18 protein-coding genes and 3 pseudogenes are annotated in these 25,379 nt (G+C 48.1%); 14 read left to right on the forward strand and 7 right to left on the reverse strand.

Features of this window, described 5'->3' with window-relative positions; genetic code table 11:
* Positions 1 to 11: 11 nt before the first annotated feature.
* The 5 genes from AC0IWZ_RS09655 (at position 12) to AC0IWZ_RS09675 (ending at position 11,225) form a co-directional block, all read left to right on the forward strand.
* A complete protein-coding gene (locus AC0IWZ_RS09655; protein ID WP_034495352.1) occupies positions 12 to 467 on the forward strand; it encodes an NUDIX hydrolase in 456 nt (151 codons plus the stop codon).
* Between the two features lie 10 nt (positions 468 to 477).
* A complete protein-coding gene (locus AC0IWZ_RS09660; RefSeq protein WP_034495354.1) occupies positions 478 to 840 on the forward strand; it encodes a VOC family protein in 363 nt (120 codons plus the stop codon).
* A gap of 120 nt (positions 841 to 960) precedes the next feature.
* Complete coding sequence (locus tag AC0IWZ_RS09665) at positions 961 to 1,125, forward strand: YnfU family zinc-binding protein (RefSeq protein ID WP_156104872.1); 165 nt, start codon at positions 961 to 963, stop codon at positions 1,123 to 1,125.
* 182 nt (positions 1,126 to 1,307) lie between these two features.
* Positions 1,308 to 9,896, forward strand: a complete 8,589-nt coding sequence (locus tag AC0IWZ_RS09670; protein ID WP_471677459.1) for a GH36-type glycosyl hydrolase domain-containing protein — start codon at positions 1,308 to 1,310, stop codon at positions 9,894 to 9,896.
* Positions 9,897 to 10,373: 477 nt separating this feature from the next.
* Entirely contained in the window at positions 10,374 to 11,225 is an 852-nt protein-coding gene (locus AC0IWZ_RS09675; protein ID WP_471677458.1) for an FKBP-type peptidyl-prolyl cis-trans isomerase N-terminal domain-containing protein, read from the forward strand.
* Positions 11,226 to 11,255: 30 nt separating this feature from the next.
* Here AC0IWZ_RS09675 and AC0IWZ_RS09680 read toward each other — a convergent pair.
* The 5 genes and pseudogenes from AC0IWZ_RS09680 to AC0IWZ_RS09700 all read right to left on the reverse strand — a co-directional run.
* Positions 11,256 to 11,432 (reverse strand): annotated as a pseudogene (locus tag AC0IWZ_RS09680) (IS3-like element ISKpn37 family transposase); the annotation flags it as partial.
* A gap of 257 nt (positions 11,433 to 11,689) precedes the next feature.
* On the reverse strand, positions 11,690 to 12,340 hold the full coding sequence (locus tag AC0IWZ_RS09685) for a helix-turn-helix domain-containing protein (protein ID WP_471677457.1): 651 nt from the start codon (positions 12,338 to 12,340) through the stop codon (positions 11,690 to 11,692).
* A 272-nt stretch (positions 12,341 to 12,612) separates the two neighbouring features.
* Positions 12,613 to 12,729: pseudogene (locus tag AC0IWZ_RS09690) on the reverse strand (transposase); the annotation flags it as partial.
* Between the two features lie 26 nt (positions 12,730 to 12,755).
* Positions 12,756 to 14,393 carry a PglL family O-oligosaccharyltransferase gene (locus tag AC0IWZ_RS09695; RefSeq protein ID WP_471677456.1) on the reverse strand — a complete coding sequence of 546 codons (1,638 nt, stop codon included), beginning with the start codon at positions 14,391 to 14,393 and terminating at the stop codon, positions 12,756 to 12,758.
* Positions 14,394 to 14,503: 110 nt separating this feature from the next.
* Positions 14,504 to 15,145: a helix-turn-helix domain-containing protein gene (locus tag AC0IWZ_RS09700; RefSeq protein WP_471677455.1), complete on the reverse strand. Its 642-nt coding sequence runs from the start codon at positions 15,143 to 15,145 to the stop codon at positions 14,504 to 14,506.
* Positions 15,146 to 15,537: 392 nt separating this feature from the next.
* On the opposite strand from AC0IWZ_RS09700, the gene AC0IWZ_RS09705 reads away from it, so the two are divergent.
* Genes AC0IWZ_RS09705 through AC0IWZ_RS09745 form a run of 9 tightly spaced genes read left to right on the forward strand, consistent with a single transcriptional unit; the run spans position 15,538 to position 23,201 of the window.
* Positions 15,538 to 16,074 carry a fimbrial protein gene (locus AC0IWZ_RS09705; protein WP_471677454.1) on the forward strand — a complete coding sequence of 179 codons (537 nt, stop codon included), beginning with the start codon at positions 15,538 to 15,540 and terminating at the stop codon, positions 16,072 to 16,074.
* Between the two features lie 49 nt (positions 16,075 to 16,123).
* Entirely contained in the window at positions 16,124 to 16,675 is a 552-nt protein-coding gene (locus AC0IWZ_RS09710; protein WP_471677453.1) for a fimbrial protein, read from the forward strand.
* Positions 16,675 to 19,194 carry an outer membrane usher protein gene (locus AC0IWZ_RS09715; RefSeq protein WP_471677452.1) on the forward strand — a complete coding sequence of 840 codons (2,520 nt, stop codon included), beginning with the start codon at positions 16,675 to 16,677 and terminating at the stop codon, positions 19,192 to 19,194. The genes AC0IWZ_RS09710 and AC0IWZ_RS09715 overlap by 1 nt, the downstream gene beginning before the upstream one ends.
* Positions 19,195 to 19,245: 51 nt before the next feature.
* Entirely contained in the window at positions 19,246 to 19,983 is a 738-nt protein-coding gene (locus AC0IWZ_RS09720; protein WP_471677451.1) for a fimbria/pilus periplasmic chaperone, read from the forward strand.
* A gap of 28 nt (positions 19,984 to 20,011) precedes the next feature.
* Positions 20,012 to 20,572: a fimbrial protein gene (locus AC0IWZ_RS09725; protein WP_471677450.1), complete on the forward strand. Its 561-nt coding sequence runs from the start codon at positions 20,012 to 20,014 to the stop codon at positions 20,570 to 20,572.
* Positions 20,573 to 20,578: 6 nt separating this feature from the next.
* Positions 20,579 to 21,130 carry a fimbrial protein gene (locus AC0IWZ_RS09730; RefSeq protein ID WP_471677449.1) on the forward strand — a complete coding sequence of 184 codons (552 nt, stop codon included), beginning with the start codon at positions 20,579 to 20,581 and terminating at the stop codon, positions 21,128 to 21,130.
* A 12-nt stretch (positions 21,131 to 21,142) separates the two neighbouring features.
* On the forward strand, positions 21,143 to 21,637 hold the full coding sequence (locus tag AC0IWZ_RS09735; RefSeq protein ID WP_471677448.1) for a fimbrial protein: 495 nt from the start codon (positions 21,143 to 21,145) through the stop codon (positions 21,635 to 21,637).
* An 11-nt stretch (positions 21,638 to 21,648) separates the two neighbouring features.
* Positions 21,649 to 22,188, forward strand: a complete 540-nt coding sequence (locus AC0IWZ_RS09740; RefSeq protein ID WP_471677447.1) for a fimbrial protein — start codon at positions 21,649 to 21,651, stop codon at positions 22,186 to 22,188.
* Positions 22,185 to 23,201: a fimbrial protein gene (locus AC0IWZ_RS09745; RefSeq protein ID WP_471677446.1), complete on the forward strand. Its 1,017-nt coding sequence runs from the start codon at positions 22,185 to 22,187 to the stop codon at positions 23,199 to 23,201. Before AC0IWZ_RS09740 ends, AC0IWZ_RS09745 begins: the two co-directional genes overlap by 4 nt.
* 355 nt (positions 23,202 to 23,556) lie before the next feature.
* Here the strand turns inward: AC0IWZ_RS09745 and AC0IWZ_RS09750 are convergent.
* A pseudogene (locus AC0IWZ_RS09750) lies at positions 23,557 to 23,862 on the reverse strand (ISNCY family transposase); the annotation flags it as partial.
* 244 nt (positions 23,863 to 24,106) lie between these two features.
* A complete protein-coding gene (locus AC0IWZ_RS09755) occupies positions 24,107 to 25,048 on the reverse strand; it encodes an STM4504/CBY_0614 family protein (RefSeq protein WP_471677445.1) in 942 nt (313 codons plus the stop codon).
* Between the last annotated feature and the right edge of the window lie 331 nt (positions 25,049 to 25,379).

Here is a 25,379-nt window from a genome sequence, read left to right on the forward strand (position 1 = left end):
GGAGACTAAAATTGAGAAAGCGACCCGCAGCCAGATTGTTGATTATTGACGAAGCAGGGCGACTATTACTGTTCAGATACACCCACAAGGATGATGCGCTGGCAGGCAAGTCTTATTGGGCCACGCCGGGTGGTGGAGTTGAAGCAGGTGAATCCTTCGAGCAAGCCGCCATTAGGGAACTACAGGAAGAAACGGGCATTGTTTGCCAGGATATGGGGGAGTCTGTCGCGCGCAGAGACTTCATCATGAAGCTACCCAGCGGGGAAATCGTTCAGGCGCAGGAACGGTATTACGTGGTGCGCTCGGGCAGTCATGCGATAAATACCCAGTGCTGGAGCCATAATGAAGTTAAAATTATCAGCGACCATCACTGGTGGAGTGCGGACGAGTTACGCGCGACTTCTGATTTGGTTTATCCGCACAATCTGACTGAAATGATCGAAACAGCGTTTAAAAGCCATCAATAAGGAGAACTTTATGAGCGCAGAATTTAAAGGTGGGATTGATATTGCCATCAAAGTTCCGCCCCATCAGTTTCAACAGACACTCGATTTTTACCGCAATGTTCTCGGGCTTCCTGAGATCACCGATAAACCGCCTGCCACCGGGTTCGAACTTGGCCCGAACCGCTTGTGGATAGATGAAGCGCCTGCATTAAGCCAGGCTGAAGTTTGGCTCGAACTGTTTACCCCGGATTTCAAGCAGGCTGAAAAACATATTGCTGATTCTGGCGTTGTTCGCTGTGATGCGGTCGAGCCACTACCAGAGGGTTTTAAAGGAGGATGGGTGATGAGCCCATGCAATATCGTTCATATGCTTCGCGAACCTGAGGCCTGGTGAGATTTCGTTAACGGCGCACAAAAACGCAAACTAATCTATTGAAGCAGAGCAACCGATAACTGTGCGTTATTTATTCAGGGCGTGATACGATGAACCTCATTCATTGAAAGGTAAATCATCATGTCCTTCTTAGATTCCGCAATGAAACGCTTCAAAAATGCCGCTAACGGCACCGTGACATGTCCGATCTGTGGCAACAAATCCCAGTTTGCCGCCAGCAAAATCCGTCAGGGGCAAACTTTGCTCTGCCCAAAATGCAAATCACTCTTCGTCGTTCCGCGCTGATTATTCTTTTTGGCACGCCTGACGAAAATCCCGCAAGAATAAAACGAACAAGTTTTAACCTATACTTTGAAGAATCTTGCAGCTGTTAAATCCCTGATGCCTGACACCCCATCCTGAGAGAAAGTTTCTGATTTGATTGAACAACTGCTCCTGCGCGTTCACATCGCCTGACGAGCAAATTCATGAAATTAAATTTAAAACAGTGGTTTACCGCGAGTAACACACTGGAGCCCCATTCAGAAATTCCTGGCTGGTTGGGTACAGAACCCGCAAACGAAAGTCCTATCAAATCAGAGCTATTTTCTGCTGCTCAAATGGAACGTTACGGTCAGAAGCTGGCGCGTTCCCACAAAATATCGACCACCAGGCTGCCTTACTATTTGCTTAAACGCCTGGAAGATAACGAAGCGATCATTACCAGCAACTGTTATCTGCTCAACGCGGGTGAAAAATCAGGTATTACGCCTGCGGGTGAATGGCTGCTGGATAACTATTATCTGATCGAAGAACAGATCCGCGTGGTTCGCCATCATTTGCCCAAGAACTTTGGCAAGGGGCTTCCACCGCTCGCCGCTCCGCACAATTGCCCACGTATTTATGATATTGCCTCCGAAGCCATTGCGCATGCCGATGGGCGTTGGGATGCGGTCAGTCTCACCAGTTATATTGCGGCGTATCAGCAGGTAACGCCGTTAACACTCGGCGAGCTTTGGGCGCTGCCGGGCATGTTGCGCCTGGCGCTGATTGAGAATTTACGCCGCGTCAGTATCGAAGTGGCCGAGGCTCAGAAAGAACGTAATCTGGCGGATGTCTGGGTGACGCGAATTTTTGAATGTGCCGAAAACACCCCAGCCGATTTGATTATGGTGATTGCGGATATGGCACGTTCGCGCCCGCCATTAAGCAGTGCTTTTGTGGCGGAACTGGTTCGCCGCTTACAGGGGCGAGGGAATATACTCTCTTTGCCGCTGACCTGGGTTGAACAGCGCCTGGCGGAGACCGGTGTCACGACCGACTACCTGATTCATCGCTTTAACCAGCAACTTGCCGCCAGCCAACTTTCCGTCAGTAACAGCATCGCCGGTTTGCGCCTGCTGAGTGAAACCAACTGGGCAGATTTCGCCGAAGCCATGAGCCTGGTTGAACAAACATTGCGTAGCGATCCGTCGGGGATTTACCCGGCCATGCATTTTGATACCCGCGACCATTATCGGCACATCATTGAAATACTCGCCAGGCACAGCCATCACAGTGAGCCGGAAGTTGCGTGTCATATTCTGGGCATGGCTCAGGCTGCGGACGCCGAATCGCCGGGGCATCATGTGGGGTATTACTTAATCGGTGAAGGGCGCGTAGCACTTGAACAACAGCTTGGGGCCAATACGTCCTGGGTGGTGCGGTTGCGCCACAGCTTTAATCAAATTCCGCTGCTTTCCTGGCTGGGTAGTCTCAGCCTGTTGACGACTGCCTTTACTGCCCACGTATTGTCCCGTCCCCATGAACAAGGTATGACCTGGCCGCTGGTGCTTCTGGCGCTGCCGTTGGTGGTGATAGTCAGCCAGTTAGCAGTCAATTTGCTGAGTGAAGCCACAACCCGCTTTCGCTCACCCATGCCGTTGCCACGCATGGATTTCTCGACGGGCATTCCGCCTGAGTTTTGCTCGATGGTGGTGATTCCTTGTCTGCTCACCAGTCGGGCGGGAATCGACCGTCTGCTTAACAGCCTGGAAGTGTGCTATCTCGGTAATAACACGCCAAACCTGTACTTTGCATTACTGACGGATTTCGCCGATTCCCCGGATGAAAATTCGGTGGCAAATGACGAGTTGCTGCACTGGGCGGAAGCGCAAATGCAGAATCTGAACCGGCGCTATGCCTCTGTCTCCCAGCCTCTGTTTTTCCTGCTTCACCGCTCGGCGCAGTGGAATGAACAGCAAAACGTCTGGATGGGGTATGAGCGTAAGCGCGGCAAACTGTCGATGCTGAACAGTTGGTTACGCGAACCCGCAGCGCAGTTTTCTGAAGTCCACGGCAATGTCATCACGCCACCCTCCGGCGTGAGATATGTCATCACCCTGGATAGCGATACCGTTCTGCCGCGAGATACCGCTCATAAACTGGTGGCGACGATGGCGCACCCGCTCAATCACCCGGTATACGACCCGGTAAAACAGCGCGTCGTGAAAGGGTATGGGATTTTGCAGCCTGGGCTTGCGGAGGAAATTCCGCGTGACGGGCAGGGGCGTTATGCGGCGATGTCCAGTAATGTGCCGGGGAATGACCCGTACTCGATGATGTCATCGGATATTTATCAGGACTTGTTTGGCGAAGGATCTTTTGTCGGGAAGGGCATTTATGATGTCGATACTTTTGCGCAAGCCACGCGCAACACCTGCCCGGAAAACCTGGTGCTGAGCCATGATTTACTTGAAGGATGCTATGCCCGCTCGGGGTTGCTCAGTGAAGTTCTGCTTTATGAGCAGTACCCGAATAATTACCTGACCGATGTATCCCGTCGTACCCGCTGGATACGCGGTGACTGGCAGTTGCTTAACTGGCTGAAATTCAACGTCAGAAAGGCAGACGGAACGCATGACAAAAACCCGCTGACCACGCTTTCACGCTGGAAATTGCTGGATAATTTGCGCCGCAGCCTGGTCGCTCCGTCATTTCTGATACTGCTGTTTTGCGCCATTTTACTGGTGCCGAATCCCTTGTTCTGGCTGGCGGTGCTGGCCGTTGCGCTGCTACTTCCTGGCGCGTTGGTTCTGGCCCAGGATATTGTGAATAAACCCGCCCGACGACCGTTCTTGCAGCATCTCAAACTGGTTTCTTACGGAGGGCTTAAACGTCTGATGCGCGTTGGCATGGGGTTTATCACGCTTCCTCATGAAGCCGGGTATTCGCTTCAGGCCATTGCGGTAACGTTATGGCGTCTGAGCATTAGCCATCACAACCTCAATCAGTGGGCCAGTTTTGACCAACACGTGTCAGGAGCCCAAACATCACCGCTGCGTTTTTATCGTGCGATGTGGCTCAATGTGGTTTCAGGTATGGCGTTAATTGCTCTGGCATCTTGGCTTTCACCGATGCTGCTGTTTTTTGCGGTGCCCATTGGCGTTCTGTGGTGCCTGGCTCCTTTGTTATTAAGCTGGTTGAGCCGCGAACCTGTCCGCCAGGCCATCACGTTTAATGCTGAAAACAAACGCCTGGTGCGCCAGAGTAGCCGCGAGATCTGGGCCTTTTTTGAAACGTTTGTCACTGAGAAAGAAAACTGGCTGCCGCCGGATAACTACCAGGAAATTCCCCAGCCGGTGATTGCGCACCGCACTTCGCCAACCAACATTGGTTTGTCGCTGATGGCCAACCTGACGGCGTGGGATTTTGGTTATATTCCGCAAGGTGACATGTTGCAACGCATCACGCTGACGCTCGACACGCTGGACAAAATGGAGCATTACCGGGGGCATTTATATAACTGGTATGACACGCGCACCCTGGCTCCGCTCAATCCGCGCTATGTCTCAAGTGTGGATAGCGGGAATATGGCCGGGCATTTGCTTACCCTTAGCGCGGGTTTAACCGGGCTGCGTAACCAACCTATCCTTAACACCCGGCAATTGCTGATGGGGCTTGAGGATACGTTGCAAATTCTCGAGAAAACCTGGGGTCAACATGCCCCGACGTCGTTGCGCCAGTTGCACAACCATTGCAAAACGGCGTTGACACTCCATCCGTCGTTACTCTTCCCAGAACTGAAAAATATGCGGGCGCAAAGTAATCGCCTGCACGCCCTGTGTAGTCACGAGGACGGGAGGATTCGCCGCTGGGTGGATCATCTTCAGCATCAGTTAGTGCTTATCTGCCACGAGTGGGCGCACTTTCTCAGTTGGCTGCCCGCGCAGTGGGAGAGTGAATCGCTACCCACGCTGTCCTGGCTGGCGCAGGCGAAACACAGCGGCGAAGGCACACCCCCGGAATCCGTGATTCGCCAGGCGCGCACACGTCTGGATATTATTACCGAGCTGGAACAACGCCTGACTGAACACGCCCGAATGGATTTCGTCTTCCTGTATAACGAAGTCACCAGCCTGCTGAGTGTGGGATATAACTGCGATAACAATAAGCTCGATAACAGCCACTACGATTTGCTGCCCTCTGAAATTCGCCTGACCAGTTTCCTCGCGATTGCCACCAATCAGTTACCGCTGAAAAGCTGGTTTGCGCTGGGGCGACTTTTTACCACCATTGATAACGAAACGGCGTTGATGTCGTGGAGCGGATCAATGTTTGAATATCTGATGCCAAACCTGGTGATGCCGACCTATCCCGGAAGCCTGCTCGAAGAGATGAGCCAGTCGGCGGTGAAACGCCAGATTGACTGGAGCAAAGAGCGGGGCGTGCCGTGGGGGATTTCAGAGTCGGGCTACTATTCCTTCGATGCGCTGCAAAATTATCAGTATCACGCTTTTGGTGTGCCAGGGCTTGGCTTACGCCGTGGGCTTGCGGATGACATGGTGATCGCCCCATACGCCACCATGATGGCGTTAACTATCTCGCCGCATAAAGCCTGTGAAAATCTGCTGAAACTTGAGAAAAACGGCGCTCGTGGTGAATACGGTTTTTATGAGTCGCTGGACTACACGCCGTCACGCCTCGCCAGCGGCCAGATGTATGCCGTGGTGCGTTCGTGGATGGCGCACCACCAGGGAATGGCATTCCAGGCACTTTCGCATGTGCTTTCAGGTGCGCCGATGGTAGACAGATTTATGACCAGCCCGGCGTTTCAGTCGGCACGTTTGTTATTGCAAGAACGGGTGCCTGATGCGGTTGAGTTGTACAGCCCGCGCCGTCATTTCGAATCTCACGAAGGGGTACTGCAACCGGTTCAGTATGAAACCCGCGAGTTTACTGATGTTGATAGCCTGATTCCCGAAGTCCAGTTGTTATCGAATTCAAATTATCACCTGATGGTTAGCCAGTCAGGCGGCGGTTACAGCCGCTGGAAAGACCTTGCGCTAACCCGCTGGCGCAGCGACGCGACCTGCGATAACTGGGGCGCGTTTTGTTATATCAGTGACCCTGTCACAAATGAAGTGTGGAGTAATACCTGGCAACCGCTCGGTGAGCCCGTCACCCAGTACGATGCCATATTTACCGATGCCGGAGCCGAGTTCAAACTTGTGGCGGGAACGGTTGGCGTGAAAACGCAGATTGTTGTCTCACCCGAAGATGATATTGAGTTGCGCCGCGTGACGCTGCTGCACCGCGGGCGGCAACCGCGCACCATCGAGCTGACGACTTATGCCGAAGTGGTTCTGGCACCCAATGAAAGTGACATGGCGCATCCGGCATTCAGTAATTTGTTTATTCAGACGGAGCTGGTCCCTGAGCAGCACGGCATTCTTTGCCATCGTCGCCCTCGCGCGCCGGATGAACGTTGCCCGTGGATGTTTCATACCATGGTGGTACACGGGCAGGCGCAAAACGAAATCTCGTTTGAAACTGACCGCGCCAAATTCCTGGGGCGCGGAAGAACGCCAGCCAATGCCGTTGTGACTGAACAAGGCGGTTTGCTCAGTAACAGTGTCGGGCCAGTGCTCGACCCAATTCTGGCCATTCGCCAGTCCATCGTTTTACAGCCTGGCTTGCCGGTTACGGTCGATATTATTTATGGCGTGACGGAAAGCCGCCAGCAAAGCCTGGCACTGGTCGAGAAATATCATGACCATCCGATTGCCGATCGCGTATTTGAACTCGCGTGGTCGCATAGTCAGATAGTCTTGCGCCAGATTAATGCCAATGAAGACGATGCAACGCTGTTTAACCGCCTGGCAAGCGCGGTGCTTTTCCCAGGCCCAGAACTGCGTGCGGATGCGAAAACGCTGTGTCGTAACCGGCGCGGGCAGTCAGGTTTGTGGGGATGGTCTATTTCCGGCGACCTGCCGATTGTCATTCTTAATATCACCAGTGATGAAAGTATTCTGCTCATCACCACCATGATTCAGGCGCACCATTACTGGCGCTTAAAAGGCCTGGCGGTCGATTTGGTGATTCTCAACGATAATCCTGGGGGTTATCAGCAGGAGTTACAAAATCAAATAGTGGAACTGCTGATGGCCGGTTCTGAAGCCAGCCAGATAGACAAACCCGGCGGTATCTTCGTGCGTAACGGCGAGCATATGTCGGCGGAAGACCGGCTTTTGCTGCTGAGTGTGGCGCAAATTGTCCTGGACGATCGCGCTGGTGGCCTGAAAGAGCAGCTCAATCAGCGGCTTCAGGTCACGATCCCAACCCAGCAGGCGTTTATTCCGCGCATTGCTACACCGGCTAATCAGCACGAACCGTGGCAGCCGGATACCCGCGCTCTGGTGTTTTTCAATGGCCGCGGCGGGTTCTCGCAAGATGGCCGTGAATACCAGATTACGCTTGATGAAAACGACCAGACGCCCGCGCCGTGGGCAAATGTGCTGGCGAATGCCAGTTTTGGTACGGTCATATCTGAAGCAGGGCAAGCCTATACCTGGTATGAAAATGCCCATGAGTATCGCCTCACTCCGTGGGAAAACGATCCGATTAGCGATCGTTCCGGGGAGGCGTATTACCTGCGCGATGAAGAAAGCGGCGCCGTCTGGTCGCCCACCACGTTACCGGTGCGCGGCAACGGGCACTATCTTTCCCGTCACGGCTTTGGTTATAGCGTTTTCGCGCACCGTGAAACGGGCATCGACACAGAATTAACGGTGCTGGTGGCGGAACATGCTCCGGTCAAAATCGCTATTCTGACGCTCAGTAACACGTCCGGGCGCACACGCAAAATCTCTGTTACCGGTTATGTGGAATGGGCGCTGGGTGAGTCTCGTGGCAAATCGGCGATGCATGTGGTGACTCGAGCTTCGACGACCGGCCTTGGCTGTGGGGTGCTGGCGAATAATTTCTACAGTAGCAATGGGTCGGAAAGAACCGCTTTCTTTGCGGTGACGGGCGTGCATTGTTCCGTCACGGGCGACCGCCGGGAGTTTTTGGGGCGCAACGGTTCACAGCGTGATTCGGCGGCCATGAAACAGCGCACTTTGTCGGGTAAAACCGGTGCGGGGCTGGACCCGTGCGGTGCGATTCAGTCTGCCACCACCCTCATTGACGGCGATCAGCGGACATTTATTTTTGTGCTGGGTATCGGGCAGAACACGCAGGATGCGGAGCAGATGATAAATCAGTATCTGAATGAAGATGCCGCCCGCAGCGAGCTGGCGAATGTTCACAGTTACTGGCATCGCATGCTCGATCAGATTGTCGTTTCCACGCCTGACCCGGCGGTTAACTTGCTTGCCAATGGCTGGCTGCTGTATCAGACCATCGCTTGCCGCCTGATGGCTCGCAGCGGTTACTACCAGTCTGGTGGCGCTTTCGGGTTCCGCGATCAGCTTCAGGATTCGCTGGCTTTGAGCCATGCCGCGCCAGAACGCCTGCGCGAACAAATTCTGCTCTGCGCTTCGCGTCAGTTTGTGGAAGGGGACGTGCAACACTGGTGGCATCCGCCGTTAGGCAATGGCGTTCGCACCCGTTGTTCGGATGATTATCTCTGGCTGCCGCTGTCAATTTGCCATTACGTGACGACGACCGGTGATGTCGGTTTACTCGAACATTCTTTGCCATACCTTGAAGGCCGTGAATTGCAGCCGGGTGAAGAGTCGGCCTATGAACAGCCGATTATCAGCGCGCTGGAAGAAACGCTGTGGCAACACGGGGTAAAAGCCATTCGCCACAGTTTGCGTTTTGGTCAACACGGTTTGCCTTTGATGGGCGCGGGAGACTGGAACGATGGCATGAATCTCGTCGGGCTGGAAGGCAAGGGCGAGAGCGTCTGGCTGGGGTTCTTCCTCTACGATGTTTTGCAGCAATTTGCGAAGCTTGCCGAGCAAATCCACGATGACGAAACCGCCACGCTGTGCGGTGATGAGGCGGCAAAACTGCAAATCAAACTTGAGGCGAGTGCCTGGGATGGCGCCTGGTATCGCCGGGGCTATTTTGATAGCGGGGAAGCCCTCGGTTCGCAGAGTGCGAAAGAGTGCCAGATTGATGCTATTGCCCAAAGTTGGGCGGTGTTGTCGGGGGCGGGAAGTGCGGAACGTTGTGCGCAAGCGATGCAGGCGCTGGACTCGCGCCTGGTTGATAGCGAGGCCGGGCTGATAAAACTGCTGACTCCACCATTTAACGGCAATGGGCCAAACCCCGGTTATATTCAGGGGTATCTGCCTGGCGTGCGTGAAAACGGCGGGCAATATACTCACGGGGCTATTTGGGCGGTGATGGCTTTTGCCCGCAGCGGCAATATCGAACGGGCCTGGCAACTCTGGGCGCTGATCAATCCGATAAATCACGGCCTTAATGCAGATGCGATAGCGCGTTACAAAGTCGAGCCATACGTGATGACGGCGGATATTTACAGCATTGCGCCGCATACCGGGCGCGGTGGCTGGAGCTGGTATACCGGTTCGGCAGGCTGGGCGTATCGGTTAATCATCGAAACGTTGCTGGGGATTGAACGCCACGGCGATTCGATCACCGTTCACCCGTTACTACCGCGCGACTGGCCTTCAGTGAGCCTGGTTTATCGCTACGGTTCAAGTGATTATCAGATTAACGCGCAGCGTAGTACGGGGGACTATCAACTGATAATGGATGGCGTGCCGTTACCCGGAAATACCATACCGTTGTTGGATGATGGTCAACGGCATGTGGTGGAAATAAGCCTGGGGGCTACGGCCTAAAGGCGGCCAACCGCTATGGTCCCCACGCCGTTAGCTCAGGTGGCCATCCCCGGTGTCGTTTATCGAGTGCTTGATTCGAAGGAACTGTCAGCAAATCTGATGATGGTCAGTCGTAAAGACGAACCCAGCGCCGCGGTAATGGCTTACTTGAATCACTGCCGTCGATACGGTTGTCGCGCTGGAGAATGAAATATCAGTGGTATTAGTCACCAGGGGAATGGGGCGGATTAATAAATGGATTCCGCCTTACCTTAGTTGTTTTCCTGTGCCTTAACATTCCGGTCTGAAATAAGACTTTTTAATGTTTTGAAAACCATAAAGTTTAAATGATGATGCTTTAACCTTGCCTTATCGGCGTAAATTTTTTGACAGTTGACCCAAATGAAATGTAAATCACTTTTATATTTAACCATCGTGACATGTTTATATTCGCAAACACAGGCATGGGCCGAATCTCCCCCTCCATCATCTGTGAATGTGGATGTACCCGCTCAAGCCGAGGTTCCGGACGCGAAGCCTGAAGACACCACGAAAATAACGCCGCCAGCCGCTACAGTCCCACCGGCCAATGAGGCCAATGCACCAGTGCCTGAGGAAAGTAAAAATTCCGCCCCCGAGCCGACGTCGCTGCCGGTGATCCCGGCCGAAACGGTGAGTGAAGAAAAACCGGCGGAGGCGGCTAAAGAGAGCGCACCAGTATTTAAACTCGACAGCGAAGAACAAAAACGTGCCTACGCATCTGGCGTGGGCATGGCCAAATATATTGAAGATCAGATAGCTGAACAGAAATTACTGCATATGACGCTGGATAAAGACATTCTGCTGGCCGGGATGATGGACGCCTTTAACCATCAGCAGAAAATGAGCGATAACGAGGTGCGTGACACTTTGTCTGTGTTTGACGAGCAAGTTAAGGTTCTGACGGCGGCTGAAAATGATAAACGTCTGGTTACCAGTAATACGTATATCACTAATTTCTCGCAACGTGAGGGGGCTAAAAAGTCGCAGAAAGGTTTCTATTACATTGTGGAGAGCGATGGAGAGGGGAGTAATATTACTGATAACTCGACGGTGGCGATTCGTTTTAAAGGGACGTTGATTGATGGCACCGTGGTTGATGAACCTTCGGTACAAAACGCTAACCAGATATTCCGCGTTAAAAATATGATGCCTGCATTGCGTGACACCGTTAAATTACTGCACGCAGGCGGAAAAATTCAGGTACTGATCCCGCCTTCTCTGGTTGAGGACACCGTCAGACTTGAACATCCCGTGCCAGTGAACTCTCTGCTGATTTACAGCATGGAGATTGTTGATGTAACTGGCTAACCTAAATCGGGTTTGAAATATGAACAGACACATGTTTGGTAATGCCGGACTGTTGTCTTCATTTATCCGGTAGCGATGTTTAGCAGGCTGGCGGCTCGTCAGCCAGCACTCCTGCATCAGTCAGCTACCGGCCTGCATCAACGCCACTCTGGCGTACATCTGGCTGATTACCCGAATACCTGCAGCGCCACGACTGAGAGCATGGAGGCTAGATAGCTTCGAGTTTAGTTCTGGGGAAGATGCGCGTTTAGTCCGACGAGTTTTGATCATGGATTACCTCTCGTTCACTGTTTTAACATTAACAGGATTTCGAGGTGTCCTGAATTACTGATCCACAACGGACAAAGTCCCCACAGCTGTATGGACACACATTAAATGAGTGAAATTTATTTCCTGGTAACATGTGCAAGAGACACTGAGGTTTTCTAAATTCATGTATTTTATGAAAAATACATGAATTTAGTTTAAAATTTCTTCGGCAAGGATTCTACACTCACTAACACCCCTCGATTAACCTCTATATGCCCGCCTTTTTTTAATGTCGAAATGATCATCATGATATGGCTACGGGATAGCAGAGTTCTGTCCTGAATATAGCGCGCCAAATTCGTTTTGCTCTTTATCTCTTCCGGCTCACTGTTTAGCGTGAGAATTTGAGTGCGGATCCTCTCATACGAAGTGGGAGTAACCTGTTTCAGATTCTGATGCAGAAAATGACTGATGGTGAAAAGCAGCAAATGAGAAAAAGGTCGCCATAAGTTTCCTTCTTCCAGTTGCGTGGCAAGTACGTCCAGCGGTAACACCCCTAGTCGCATTGGTTGGTTGGCCGTGATGTAAGTGGCATCCTGCGCAACGATATAATTACCTGTCCCCAATATCGCAGGTCCATAGGCAGAACTTATCACTCGCCCGTCAGCGGCACGGTGAATGGTGACGTCTCCCTCTTCAATCAAATAGCACATGGCTTGGCCATTGCTCAGATAGTTAAAACGCTGACCTCTACGAGCAGAAATAAAAGTGGCATGCGTTGCAAGTGTTTTGATCAAAAAATCCACATCTTTTACAGGTTTTAAATCCCGGAGAGTCACAGGCGTAGTATCTTTAGTATTGTTCATCTTCTAAACCCTGGGGCGATATGTCTGTATCAGATTAATAGTAGCTTAATAAATGGTAACATTAATAAATTGGAGACCAAACGCCCACCACTCTCAGCATATTTGCGACATTGTAAAACCGTCGGTTTCTTCTGCACGACCTGTCAGATTACGTAGGTCTGGTGACGTTTCAACTCACAGAGGCGGATTAACGGGTTCATGTTCTTCAACCTTTCAGTACTCAACTTTGATGTTCATCTCGGCTTAGTTATCTCGTCATGAGTTACCGATTCGATATTCCAGGTAGAAACGCCCAGACGATCGGAAACTTCGGCAACGGAATAGCCGCGTTCTGTTATTTGGCGGACAGCTTCTTCCTTAAATTCTGGGGTAAATGGTGGTTTGCCCATATGCTCAAACTATAGGGTAGGATCGTCTACTGGAGCGGGGTCAGTCCAGATAGCGGTTTGATGATAGCCAGTTGCTCTCTCAATTTTTGCTCCTCAACATAATTATGCTGATGGTGGGCAATGGAAATCAAAGTGCGGTAAACATTTTCGTCGTTATGTTGGCGGACATATTCGCTGCCCCAAAGATAAAAATGATTAAGTATTGCGGCGTCATGAGTATGATTAAATTGCAGCAGCATTGCGATGTGGCGGTCGTAGTCGTAGCGCTCCCACTGAACTAACGGGTTAATCAACTGCGAAACAGGGCCGTAATCTTTCATTCCTGTTCGTTCAAATTCAGTCAGCACCTGGTTGGTTTTAAAGCCGCTGGCAAAAAATACCACCGCGCAGAAGGATATACTGACCACCGATGCGGCCACAACTTTGTGCGTTTTCTTTTGCGCAAGTTCTGATGGTTGTTCACTGATGCACAGGCGGCACAACAGAATAAGCGTCAACCAATGGGCTGCCGATTGGTAAAGCGGGTATTCGGTCATGGTGTGCAGTGCAATCGGCAAACTAAGTACCCACAATGGTAATGCGGAGCGGTTATTATCTTTTATAAGCATAAGGTAGCCTGCAGCGATGGCCAACATGCCCGCAGCAGCGGCAATACCACCTTCTGCCCAACCAAATAAAAACTCATTGTGAGCGTGGGGGATGGGGTATGGAAATGTATGGTGAAGCAAGTGTGGGGACACTCTTGCAATAACGTATTCGAAATGGCCATAACCCCAACCCATAATCGGGCGCTGGCGAATCATTTCAATAGTGGATTTTATAATGTAAATCCTTTCGCTGTTCGAGCCTTCTTTATCGACAATTGCATCTAATGATTCCAGCCAGTGGCTATTCTTCAATAACTCACCGATAGCAACGCCGCAAAGGGAAAGGGCGATCAGCAGCAAGATTTTTCGGGGCTGGTGGCGGTAAATGACACACATCATGGCCAATACAGCTGTGCTACCAAGGTAGCCGATCCGTGACTGAAGAATCACCAACATCGCAGGAAGCAAAAACACAGCGAGGCGGCAAAAATTTGTTAGCAGGCGGTTTGCTGTATTCAAGCAAAACCATAGTGCGATGGCATAGCCGGTGGCAAGGAAACTGGCAAGCACGTTGATTTGCTGGAATATACCGTATGGGCGCGTCCCAGGAACGAACTCCATCCAGTTATCATAGCTATGTGTTGTGAACTGCCAGAGCGTGATACTCCACTCCATCAACGCGCCAACTAACACGCTTAACAATAGTAACTTTCTTTGCTGTGAGCTAAAAGGCATCAGGGTTAACACCCAAAATAGCGCGATCCCACCCCATAAACCCGCGAGGCGAATATAGGCAGTGCTGGAGACAACTTGTGAAGTGTAAAGTGCGGGTAGGCTCAACAAGATGCCACCTAGAATAAAGAGTTTAAGTGACTGGGGTAGGGCGTGCACGGGTAAGCTAAATAATAAAATCCCGGCAACAAAAATAACTAGCGAAATAATACCCCAACACAAAATATTGCCAGGTAGTTTCAAACCTAAACCACCCATATTGGGAATGTAAATATGCATAATAATCATGAAGTAACAGCTGATGAGAAACACCACGCTGTAGGTTAAGCGTTTGTGGGTTAACATTGTTTTATTGCTCAGGTAAAAAGTTGCATAAAGGTACAGCTAAGAAAAACCTGCTCATTTCAACAGCATGAGCAGGTTTTTCTTTTCTATATGTCTGACAGTTATTAAGGTCAGAATTTATCTGGTAGTTTCTCGATGTTCACCAATATCCCATTTTTGATCGTTATGTAGTTTCCTGCGCTTAACTCTTTGAGAATGTCCATCACCCTGCTGCGTGAAAGCATGGAGCGGCTTGTAATGAATTTGGCAGCTGTTGTGGTGTAACGGTCTTCTATTGGTAGAGCCATTAATAACCCGAGATGGTGTCTGACAATATGATAAGCATCTTGGGCGACGAGGTTGGTATCACGAATCACATAGGCCTTAATAATACGCCCTAATACCAGAGATACTTCTCGCCATAGCCCTTTTGTCTCAATGGATTCTAATGCCGATTCTCTGGGGATGTACCAAAGCGTCATTGCGGTGTGGGCTTGCGCAATGACATCAGCATGTTGAAATGCATGGGCTAATCCCAAAATGGCTGGTGCCTGGGTTTCATGAATCAGCAGACGGTCACTTTTGCGGTAAAAGCCGATAGTGCCTTTCTCAACCAACATCACTTGCTCGTCATCACGATTAAAGTCCATAAATACGTCATTGCGTTTCAAACTTTTTTTTTCAGCCAGTGGCATTAACGTGGCGAAAAGCCTCTCTAATGCCTCAGGATACTGCGTGTCGACATCCAAAAGACGGCTAAACGGTCTCTGCATCACACCCTCCGCATACTAATTTAGAATGATAATTCTATACGAATTTTAACGAAATTATCTCTAAATCATAGAGCATCCTGATAAGTAACGGATAAATAATAGATAATAAATATATCAGAAATGTCTCTCTGCTTATTAAAGGGAAAGATAAATCATTATAGTCTCGTTAAAGATAATTCAATATAAAAATAATCACAGCAATTATATTTCATTATTTGGGATTTACGATCCGATACTGGATCCAAAGTCCAGTAAACACATTACGTTTACATGGTGTTGTTTATGAATATCGCTATTATGCATCTCAGCACTTAATGCAAATGGGTGTGGATGGAGCAAACGGTTTGCATCCATATTTGTTAATCATGATATCTATAGGAACTACTTCTTAAATGAAAATCTCTAAAATTGTTTTGGCTTTGAGCCTGGGTATGACTTTAGTAACAGCTGCACACGCTGATTTAAAAGACCAGGGTCATGGTACTGTTCACTTCAATGGTTCGATCATTGATGCTCCATGTTCAATCGATCCAGAATCTGTTGATCAGACTATCCCAATGGGTGCGATTTCTAACACAGCGCTGAAAGATGGTGGCCGTTCAGAACCAGTGAATTTCAAAATTTTGTTGACCCAGTGTGACACGGCTCAACTGACTGACGGTGTGACTGTAACCTTCAGCGGCTCACCAAGTACCGGTAACCCGGATCTGCTGGGCATCACTGGTTCTGCAAGCGGCGCAAGTATCGCTCTGATTGATGGCGCGGGTAGCCCGGTTGTTTTGGGTACACCATCCGTCGCTCGTCCATTGGTTGACGGCAGCAACGAATTGGACTTCGCAGCGTTCTTGCAAGGTGATGAAGGCGCATCTGCAGCTATCGTCCCTGGTTCGTTCACAAGTGTTGCTAACTTTTCTTTGAGCTACAACTAAGTCAGTCGCATAAGCTAGTCACAGAATTAACTTTATATAGGCCGGTGTAATGGATTACGTAAAACGAATTGCTTTAGTGCAATTACTGTTATGGCCTTTAATATCCGCTTACGCTGCCAAAAGTGGCGTAAGCGGATATGATGACCATGGTCGTGCAACAATGTCGGGGTCAATTATGGGCTCTGCATGTACCATCGACACCAATAGTCAGGATCAGAGTTTAAGTCTTGGTGTGGTTTCAGCAGCTGAAATAGCACAAATTGGCCATAGTAGTGAGACATCCTTTATAATTAAGTTAAATAATTGCACGTTTGTTTCTGCCAGTAAAACAGAACCAAACTGGAGTTATTTTAGCGTTACGTTCGATGGTAATTATATCGACGGTAATTTATTTGGGCTTGATGGTGATGCTCGCGGTTTTGGCCTTGATATTAAAGATGAATATGGTAATTCAGCCCTGCCAGGACAAGCCATGTCTGCAGGTGTTATAGATGCTGAGAGTATTACTCTTAATTATCGACTTCGTCTTCAAAAAGACAATAACTCGTTACAAGCAGGGAGCTATCACACAGTAATCAGATATCAACTGGAATACTACTAATGGTTAATAAAAAATTGACGACAATTACTTTATCAAAGTTGTACCGATTGTCGCCCTTGGCAATTTTTACTAGTCTTCTATTACACAGTGTTCCCGTATGGTGTAGCGATACAGTTGAATTTAATACTGATGTTCTTGATGTGAAAGATCAAAAAAATATCGATATTTCTCAGTTTGCTCGGGCAGGTTTTGTTATGCCAGGCAACTATCAAATGGATATTCATATCAATAAACAGATTGTCACCGACCAACCAGTAATTTATATGGTCCCGCCAGATGATGCTAAGGGTAGTGTAGTGTGCCTTGCACCCGAGCAAGTTAAATTTTTAGGTCTAAAAGAAGAATACCAAAATAAACTTATCTGGTGGAATGATGGCAAATGTCTCGATCTAACTTCTTTGCAAGGAATGGAAGCTAAAGGCGATCTGGGAACTAACTCCCTGTATTTAAACATTCCGCAAGCCTACCTCGAATATACAGCAGAAAACTGGGATCCACCTGCGTTGTGGGACGATGGCCTGCCTGGTGTCTTGTTTGATTACAACCTGAATGCCCAGCGCAATCGTCCACAGTCAAGTGCTGCTAACACGAACATCAGTGGCAATGGTACTACTGGTGCGAATCTAGGATCCTGGCGTTTTCGTGCTGACTGGCAAGCACAGAAAAACAGTGGCAGTGACGAAAGCTCATCATTTGATTGGAGCCGTTATTATGCCTATCGAGCGCTGAAATCCATTCATGCAAAATTGACCATGGGTGAGGATTATCTCGACTCCGATATGTTCGATAACTTCCGTTTCGTCGGAGCCAGTATTAAGACTGACGACAATATGCTGCCGCCTAACCTGCGTGGTTACGCACCTGAAATTGTGGGTGTGGCAAAGACCAACGCCAAAGTTACGGTGAAGCAAAAAGGACGTGTGCTGTATGAAACCCAGGTCGCAGCAGGACCATTTCGTATTCAGGATATGAACGATGCAGTAAGCGGTAAACTGGACGTTACTGTCGACGAGCAAGATGGCACCACGTCTACGTTTCAGGTGGATACGGCGAGTATTCCATACCTTTCGCGCCCAGGTTCTGTGCGTTTTAAAGCCGCTGCAGGCAAACCGGATGACACTGACCACAACTCACAGGGGCCGGTATTTGGTACGGGTGAATTTTCATGGGGGATCAACAACGGTTGGTCACTCTATGGCGGTTTGTTAGGTTCCGGGGAGTATAAAGAAGCATCAATTGGTATTGGCCGTGATTTATTAATCTTCGGTGCGCTCTCTTTCGATATCACGCGTTCGAATGCACAACTGGATGATGGCACGCATAGTGGTAACTCGTACCGTATTAGTTATTCAAAGCGTTTCGATGATTACGATAGCCAAATTACTTTTGCAGGGTATCGTTTCTCAGAAAAAGAATTTATGAGTATGGATAACTTTCTCGATGCACGTTATGGCGACAATGAAAGTTATAGCGACAAAGAGATGTATACGGTGACATTTAATAAGCAGTTTAAAGATCTCGGTGTCAGCGTATATGCCAACTATAGTCACCAGACTTATTGGGATAGCCCGGCAGATGACCGTTTCAACGTGTCACTATCCAAGTACTTTGATATCGGCAGCTTTAAAGATGTGAGTGTCAATTTATCGTTATATCGCTCCGTATATCAGGGCACGAAAGATGATTCCTTCTATTTAAGTGTGAGTTTGCCACTGGGTGACGGTGCAATGCTAAGTTATAACGGGCAGCGCGGCGGAGACAGTAGCAGCCAGAACGTTAGTTATAACAAAACTATTGATAATAATAATAATTACAGTCTTTCAGCGGGCGTGGGTGCTGAGAATAATGCCTCGTTTAACGGCTATTACACCCATAATGGTGATGAGGCCAAAATGACAGCCACGGCGGCATATGCGGAAGGTGATTACAGTTCTGCTGGTGTGTCAATGACAGGCGGTATGACGGCAACAACTCATGGTGTTGCGTTACACAGTATTGGCTCGCCAGGGGAAACCCGTTTGATGGTGGACACCAGTGGCGTGTCAGGAGTGCCTATACAGGGCTCAACGGGCACCAGTCACTCGAATTACTTTGGAAAAGCTGTCATTTCAGGGATCAACAGCTATTATCGTACCGATGCCACCATTGACGTCTCGAAGCTTTCGGACAATGTTGAAGCAGTGAAATCTGTGGCTCAGGCAACCCTCACTGAAGGTGCTATCGGCTATCGCAAATTTGATGTGATTGCCGGTGAGAAGATGATGGCAGTGATACGCCTACAAGATGGTTCAGTCCCCCCATTTGGAGCGACTGTTCAGAATGCGGAACAGCGTGAAACGGGGATCGTGAATGACAATGGGATGGTTTACCTCACTGGTATGACTCCCAATGCAAAAATGACCGTTGCCTGGGATGGCGATCAGCAGTGTGAAATACAACTCCCGAAAGTAATCAAGAGTGAGAACAGTGATGGCTCTGCGTCTAACTTACTGTTGCCTTGCGTGCATTCGGCGAATTGATAAACCTTTTAATTGTAACCAGCGCATAGCGCTCGAATATTCAGGTAATGTATGAACAAGAAACATGTAGTGGGTTTTTTATTGTTGGCCGGTGTGGCTGTTTCTTCACAGTCTTATGCTGCGATTTCAATGGATCGCACGCGCGTTATTTTTAACGGCGACCAAAAAGCATTAAGCATAAATATCGAAAATCAGAACCAACATCTTCCGTATCTGGCCCAGGCATGGGTTGAAGACGATAAGGGCCAAAAAATTGAAGGGCCACTGACGATTCTGCCACCAGTGCAGCGTGTGGAACCTGGTGCTAAGAGCCAAGTGAAGATCCAAACGCTACCGGGTATTAATACCTTGCCGCAGGATCGTGAAACTTTATATTATTTCAACTTGCGTGAAATTCCGCCGCGCAGTGATAAACAAAACGTATTGCAACTTGCGCTCCAGACCCGCGTGAAAATGTTCTATCGCCCAACTGCAATAATCCCGAAAAAGGATGATGTTGTCAGTGCATGGCAAAATGATCTGACCCTGACTAAACAAAGTGATGGCTATAAAGTGACTAACCCAAGCGCCTATTATGTCACTTTGGTTGATGCCCGGGCCAGCGATGCCAGTAGCGGTAATAAATTTAAGCCGGTCATGATTGCACCGAAAAGCTCTGCTCCGTTGGGGGCCGTAAATCTGGGAAGCACACCATTGATTACTTACATTAACGACTACGGTGGCCGCCCAACTTTGCACTTCGCTTGTACTGGCAGCGAATGCAAAGTTACTGCCAACAAAGTGGAATAAACAAGTGACTAGGCCAGGAGTTGCCGCTATGCGCACAGGGATGTTTCTGATGGTCTTGATGTTATCCAGCCCAGCACTATGCGGGCAGGTAGGCGGTCAGCAGGGGGAATTAAAAATCGATGGCGTTATGACCGAATCCCCGTGCATGCTGGATATGGTCTCCAACTTTCAGGAAATAGAGTTGGGGGCTATCAATAACGCCCAACTTCGCAAACCAGGCGATCAGGGGCAAAGGGTGGAGTTTGACTTCACTCTGCGCCACTGTATTTCGTCTGCTTCGCGTTTGGTTAATCAGATCAGTGGTACAGTTTCCGGTGCCAGTGATCAATCGGTTATGTATATGGAGTTTGTCTCTGTAAATGACGGGACCAACCCAGACCTTATCCAGGTTAAAGGGGTACATGGTATTGGTTTACGACTGAAGGATAGCCGATATCATGTGGTGCATTTAGGCGAGTTTACTTCCCCGACTTTTTTAAATAATGGTCAGAATACGCTGAAATACAGCGCAACCATTGAGCGTACCAGTGAAAAACTGGTATTAGGGCCGTTTCATGCTACGGTGGATTTTAAAATACATTACTACTGATAAATTATGATAAAACAACACTATGTTTATTTGGTGTCACATGTCTGGTTACTATTAATAACCTTTGGAGGAATTAATATCGCCCATGCAGATGGCCCACTCCCTCCGGGTACGAATTTAACCGCAACGACCGGAGGCACGCCAGTACAAATTACCGGCAATATCCTACCGCCTCCAGTGTGTAAAATTAATAATGATGTGGCCAGCCCTGATATCGATTTTGGCAGTGATGTGCGTACAGATTTGATTGATGGCAAAGCCTATCACGCCAAAGAATTGCCGGTAAAGGTGACCTGTGACCACAAACCTGGCGGTACAATTCAATTTTCCGTCACGGGTACGCCGAGTGATTTTGACAGCGGAGCATTAAAAACTAGCATTGATGGTTTGGGCATCAAAATTTATAACGGCACAGACGCTATGGATATCAATAGTTGGGGGGATATTAACTATGATGAACCGCTGAATCTTATTGCGGTGCCAATAAAAAGTAAACTCGTGAATTTGCCTGGTGGGGATTTTTCGGCTACCGCTACGCTGGTTATGCGGCTCGAATAACAAGGCGTTAATATGAATAAATTACGTGTTATTTATTGGTTGAATTTACTCTGGCTAATATTTACTTTCCCTCATCTTGTTTTGGCGGACTCTGACGTTCAGTTTCATGGGTCGCTGGTTGTAGTTCAGTGCCAGGTTAACCAGGACCAGAATGTTAATGTGCAATTTAATAATATCGGGGTGAAGAAAGTGGATGGTGTCAATTTTGAAACCGCAATCCCTTTTACCATTTCCTGTAATAACCAGGGAGGTGAAGATAATCCGGCATTAACGCTGAGTATCAAAGGTACCGTCTCTGATTTTGACGATAATGCCATCGCGACGAATGTAGACGGCCTGGCGATTAAAATTAAGAAAAACGGTGAGGATCTGGATCTCAATACCGATACCGAAATTACTTATGCTCCTCAGCCAACGCTAACCGCCGTGCCGGTTAAAAGAGAGGGTGCTAACTTGACCGGAGGAACCTTCCATGCAACCGCGACCTTGGTGGTGAATGTCGCATGAGGCAATCAACTATGTATAAAAAGGCTCTGCCAGCAGCGTTGCTGGCGCTCGTATTAACCAGTGTGCCCAGTGTAAGTAAGGCGAATTCACAGGTCGATTTTGATGGTACCCTGGTTGAAGACCCTTGTACGCTGGCGGTGGGTGACAAGGGCGATAATATCGTCGCCGACTTTGGCACAATTATTGATAAATATCTTTATACTAACGGCCACAGCCCACAGCAGAGATTTACTATACTTTTGCAAGACTGTGATACTTCATTGGGGAACACGGTGAGCTTTATCTTCCGGGGTACAGAAGACAGCGACCAGCCCGGCCTGCTGATGCTTGATACCACATCGGGGGCTAAAGGTGTCGCTGTGGCCATCACTAATGCTGACGGGACGCTGCTGCCGCTTAACGAAGCCAGCAAACTGGTAAACCTCAATGACGGTGACAATCAGATTTCATTTCTGGCTTTCATCCAGGCATCTTCTACGGCGATAACGAACAATGCGATCGTCCTTGGAGAATTTAGTGCAACTGCAACGTTTGAGATGGTGTATGAATGAAAAACTTAATGCCTAAATCATCTTATATAATAATATTTATTCTTGCATCCTTTTCCCGTCTCGTTTTCGCAGAACCTTCGGAGGGCGCATCAGCTAAGACGCCGGGTGCTTGTTGGACCGACCCATTGAATGTATATGTTGTGACATTAACTTCAGGAACTTTTACTACTACCAAGGCGGGTGGCTCTGCCACATATATATGGGATGATCCCGGCACATATAATGGAATTTGTGAAGGGGGGGTAGGTGGAACGTTGAACTATGATCAAGCAAATTTTGCTAATCTTCCATATTCAGGCAACGTTGCCACACTGACCCCGTACTTAAGTGCAACTGTAGGCATCATGAGCGGTAGTAAATATGTGCTGGTGCCTTACACCGATCATAAAAATGGGAGTAGTACATATATTTCTTCTTCACCACAAAGTTTAACTAACCTTAGCCAAGGGTCGCAAGGGCAGGTTGTTTTGACATTGACAAAGGATGTTATAGGCGGAGCTATCGTTATCCCTCCGGGAATTAAGCTTGCGCATTATTACCGGTCAACAGCAGCCGGCTTTTTTTCAGATAAGCCTATGACCGAGATCCGAACGTTAGGGCAAGTTATCCCTGTTACTCCTGATTGTACTATAAATAATGGTCAAGTAATTAATGTGGATTTTAACGATATAGATGCGAGTCAACTGAAAACGGATGGACCGTCTTCGACTATTAAGAAAAGCATTCCACTGACTTTCAGTTGTAGCAGCTCTATGACACTGGATATCAAAATTCACCTCCTGGCTAATCCGGCAAGTTTTGATGCAGGGGCTATAGGTTCGTCACTACCTAATGTTGGCGTTGTTATGATGCATGATGACCAGCCAGTTGTACCGTATGGTCATTTTGACTCAAAGTTAGTGGATGGAGCAGGAAGTGAGACTATTACATTTTCTCCTGTTATTAGTCCTGGCGCTGAAAATGTACAAGGTAATTTCACAGCTTCCGCAACCTTAGTAATGGACTCTGCTTGATATAAATCAAAGCGTATTTAATCTTATTTTTAAAGTCTGGGTCGATATATTGTCGAACTCAGGCTTTTTTTTATAGATGTTGTTTAAATGTACTTTCAAAATAACATAGTGTTCGCCAGTGGGAATGAGGACGCCAGAGACCGTCGGCGGTCATCCAATTACGGACGATTTCAACAGAAAGTTGGATGTGATGACGTTAAGTTAGATAGCCAGGCATCTCTCGAGAACAAAAGAGTAGGGGTTCAGTCTATCTGTGTATTCATCGACAAGCATGTTACAAAATGCAGGGTAGCTAAAAATTTAATATATGGAGCACTGATTGTGGATAGCAAAAAAACAGGGGGGCAAATTCCGAAACAACATCATTACGTATAGTCAGGGATTTAGACAGCGACCGCAGTCCCTGCCAGGCAAAGATATCATTCAGCTCGGTTTGTGTTTCCGTCACCGGACGGTGCAGATCTTTGGGGTATTTAGCCGGACAGGAAAAGCGCTGGTTGAAGTCTGCAATGAAGGTAGCGAGCCAGTGATTGGCCTCCGTGATTGAGCTGATGTTTTCCAGGCGCATTTCCTTCACCAGACGGTCCTGCAGCGTCTGGTTTGCGCGCTCAACGCGCCCCTTGGCCTGACTGCTGTTGGCACAGATCAGCTCCACGCCAATTAAGATCTTTATCAGTCATGGTTACCAACATAAGTATTCGCATCCTGAACTGAAACTGTGAGCATCAAGCTTAGTTCATGGACGACATCTGAGAATTGCCCAGATACGACAATAACGCTTTGCCCTGACAATCTTTGTCAAAGCTCAGTAAAAATGTCTAATCACTGGCTCGTTAGAAATGTCCATAAACTAAAAAGGTCGGTTCGGTTATTTCTTCCGTCACGACCTTTTTTACATATTGCCATTAGCTAATTTCTTGCTCACACCTGCCAAGGAAGAGCAAATTTGTAGCAGTCAAATGTAGCATATAGCTTGCCATATATTCAGGAACATCTTTTATATCAGATCCTTGGCCATGACCTGAGTTCTTGTTTCTTATAGTTGGAACACCCGTTTCAAGCATCGTCTTCAGGCTTGTAAATTGGCTTTGAAGATAGCTTGGAATTAAATCATGAGCCAAGCAACTATTTATTAGCTTTGACGCTGTGTCATTCGTATTATATTGCCACTCATGTTTGTCATGAATCGCTTTCATCAAACTTTCAAATGATTTCAGACAATCATTCAAGCACTCTTTAAATCGCTTGTGTCTGTAATGTTCATGAGCCGACAGAAACTCATTGTTTGCCCCTTCAAAAATGGGGTCTCCACCTAAAAGAAGAAGGGTTGGTTTTACTACTTCAGAATGAAGTAATTGAGAGTCAACTCTTATGACTTCACCTGATTCATATTGGTAACCAACTCCATTCTCTTTAAATCTCTCATTCAACTCGGAGATGGCTTCTGAAGGTGACTGGCTTGTCAATGCATTGAATTCATATGATTTTTCTGAAACATGAAACTCCAAAATCCTACAACTTAGTTCTATCAAATCTAAGCATCGTTCAGCATCAGGCTCTTTTAAGAAAAAATCAGCTAAAGCAACGAAATCATTTTCGGCGTAGTCTTTTAATGAAAACACACCGTATTCTTTGGAAAGGGTTTCATGAATATATTTGTAAACTTCATCGGCAGCATTTCCTGTACGTCCATACATGCTTTTAGGTGCAGGAGAACCGATTGATTCTTTAATTATTTGAAGTATCTGAACTCTAAATGGGCGCGGAATATCATCATATTGATAAACATCGTTAATTTCGCCACGTAGTTTTTTCTGCCTTTTTGAAAAAATATTTGCAATTGCCATGTGCATCCTCAAAAAGAGTTCTCTTAGCATGAGAACTGGGTCAAAATCCACTTTCACCGCTGAGTGGGTCGGGGTAAAGTGGCTACAGTATCCGACTCATTTTACTCGCTTTTTTCTTACATTCCATACAGGTCTGAGAACTATAGCCTGGACATTCCTAATGAGCCACAAATAGACATTATCATAGAGCCTCTACAATCTTGGTGCGCATAATGTATATTATGTTAAATAAAATATCAGGATACAAACCCGATACCATCTCAGAACTCACCAGCCTAACTCACCTCACCATTTGCCAGATTTCCATGTCATCATGGTTTAACAAACGGAA

Source organism: Buttiauxella sp. AC142 (assembly GCF_979253435.1).

Excerpts from the sequence above, each read along its gene's own strand:
- AC0IWZ_RS09660 (WP_034495354.1), top strand. The coding sequence starts at position 478 with ATGAGCGCAGAATTTAAAGGTGGGATTGATATTGCCATCAAAGTTCCG.
- AC0IWZ_RS09735 (WP_471677448.1), top strand. The coding sequence starts at position 21,143 with ATGAATAAATTACGTGTTATTTATTGGTTGAATTTACTCTGGCTAATA.
- AC0IWZ_RS09725 (WP_471677450.1), top strand. The coding sequence starts at position 20,012 with ATGCGCACAGGGATGTTTCTGATGGTCTTGATGTTATCCAGCCCAGCA.
- AC0IWZ_RS09665 (WP_156104872.1), top strand. The coding sequence starts at position 961 with ATGTCCTTCTTAGATTCCGCAATGAAACGCTTCAAAAATGCCGCTAAC.
- AC0IWZ_RS09740 (WP_471677447.1), top strand. The coding sequence starts at position 21,649 with ATGTATAAAAAGGCTCTGCCAGCAGCGTTGCTGGCGCTCGTATTAACC.
- AC0IWZ_RS09705 (WP_471677454.1), top strand. The coding sequence starts at position 15,538 with ATGAAAATCTCTAAAATTGTTTTGGCTTTGAGCCTGGGTATGACTTTA.
- AC0IWZ_RS09700 (WP_471677455.1), bottom strand. The coding sequence starts at position 15,145 with ATGCAGAGACCGTTTAGCCGTCTTTTGGATGTCGACACGCAGTATCCT.
- AC0IWZ_RS09710 (WP_471677453.1), top strand. The coding sequence starts at position 16,124 with ATGGATTACGTAAAACGAATTGCTTTAGTGCAATTACTGTTATGGCCT.
- AC0IWZ_RS09695 (WP_471677456.1), bottom strand. The coding sequence starts at position 14,393 with ATGTTAACCCACAAACGCTTAACCTACAGCGTGGTGTTTCTCATCAGC.
- AC0IWZ_RS09670 (WP_471677459.1), top strand. The coding sequence starts at position 1,308 with ATGAAATTAAATTTAAAACAGTGGTTTACCGCGAGTAACACACTGGAG.
- AC0IWZ_RS09720 (WP_471677451.1), top strand. The coding sequence starts at position 19,246 with ATGAACAAGAAACATGTAGTGGGTTTTTTATTGTTGGCCGGTGTGGCT.
- AC0IWZ_RS09730 (WP_471677449.1), top strand. The coding sequence starts at position 20,579 with ATGATAAAACAACACTATGTTTATTTGGTGTCACATGTCTGGTTACTA.
- AC0IWZ_RS09685 (WP_471677457.1), bottom strand. The coding sequence starts at position 12,340 with ATGAACAATACTAAAGATACTACGCCTGTGACTCTCCGGGATTTAAAA.
- AC0IWZ_RS09745 (WP_471677446.1), top strand. The coding sequence starts at position 22,185 with ATGAAAAACTTAATGCCTAAATCATCTTATATAATAATATTTATTCTT.
- AC0IWZ_RS09715 (WP_471677452.1), top strand. The coding sequence starts at position 16,675 with ATGGTTAATAAAAAATTGACGACAATTACTTTATCAAAGTTGTACCGA.
- AC0IWZ_RS09755 (WP_471677445.1), bottom strand. The coding sequence starts at position 25,048 with ATGGCAATTGCAAATATTTTTTCAAAAAGGCAGAAAAAACTACGTGGC.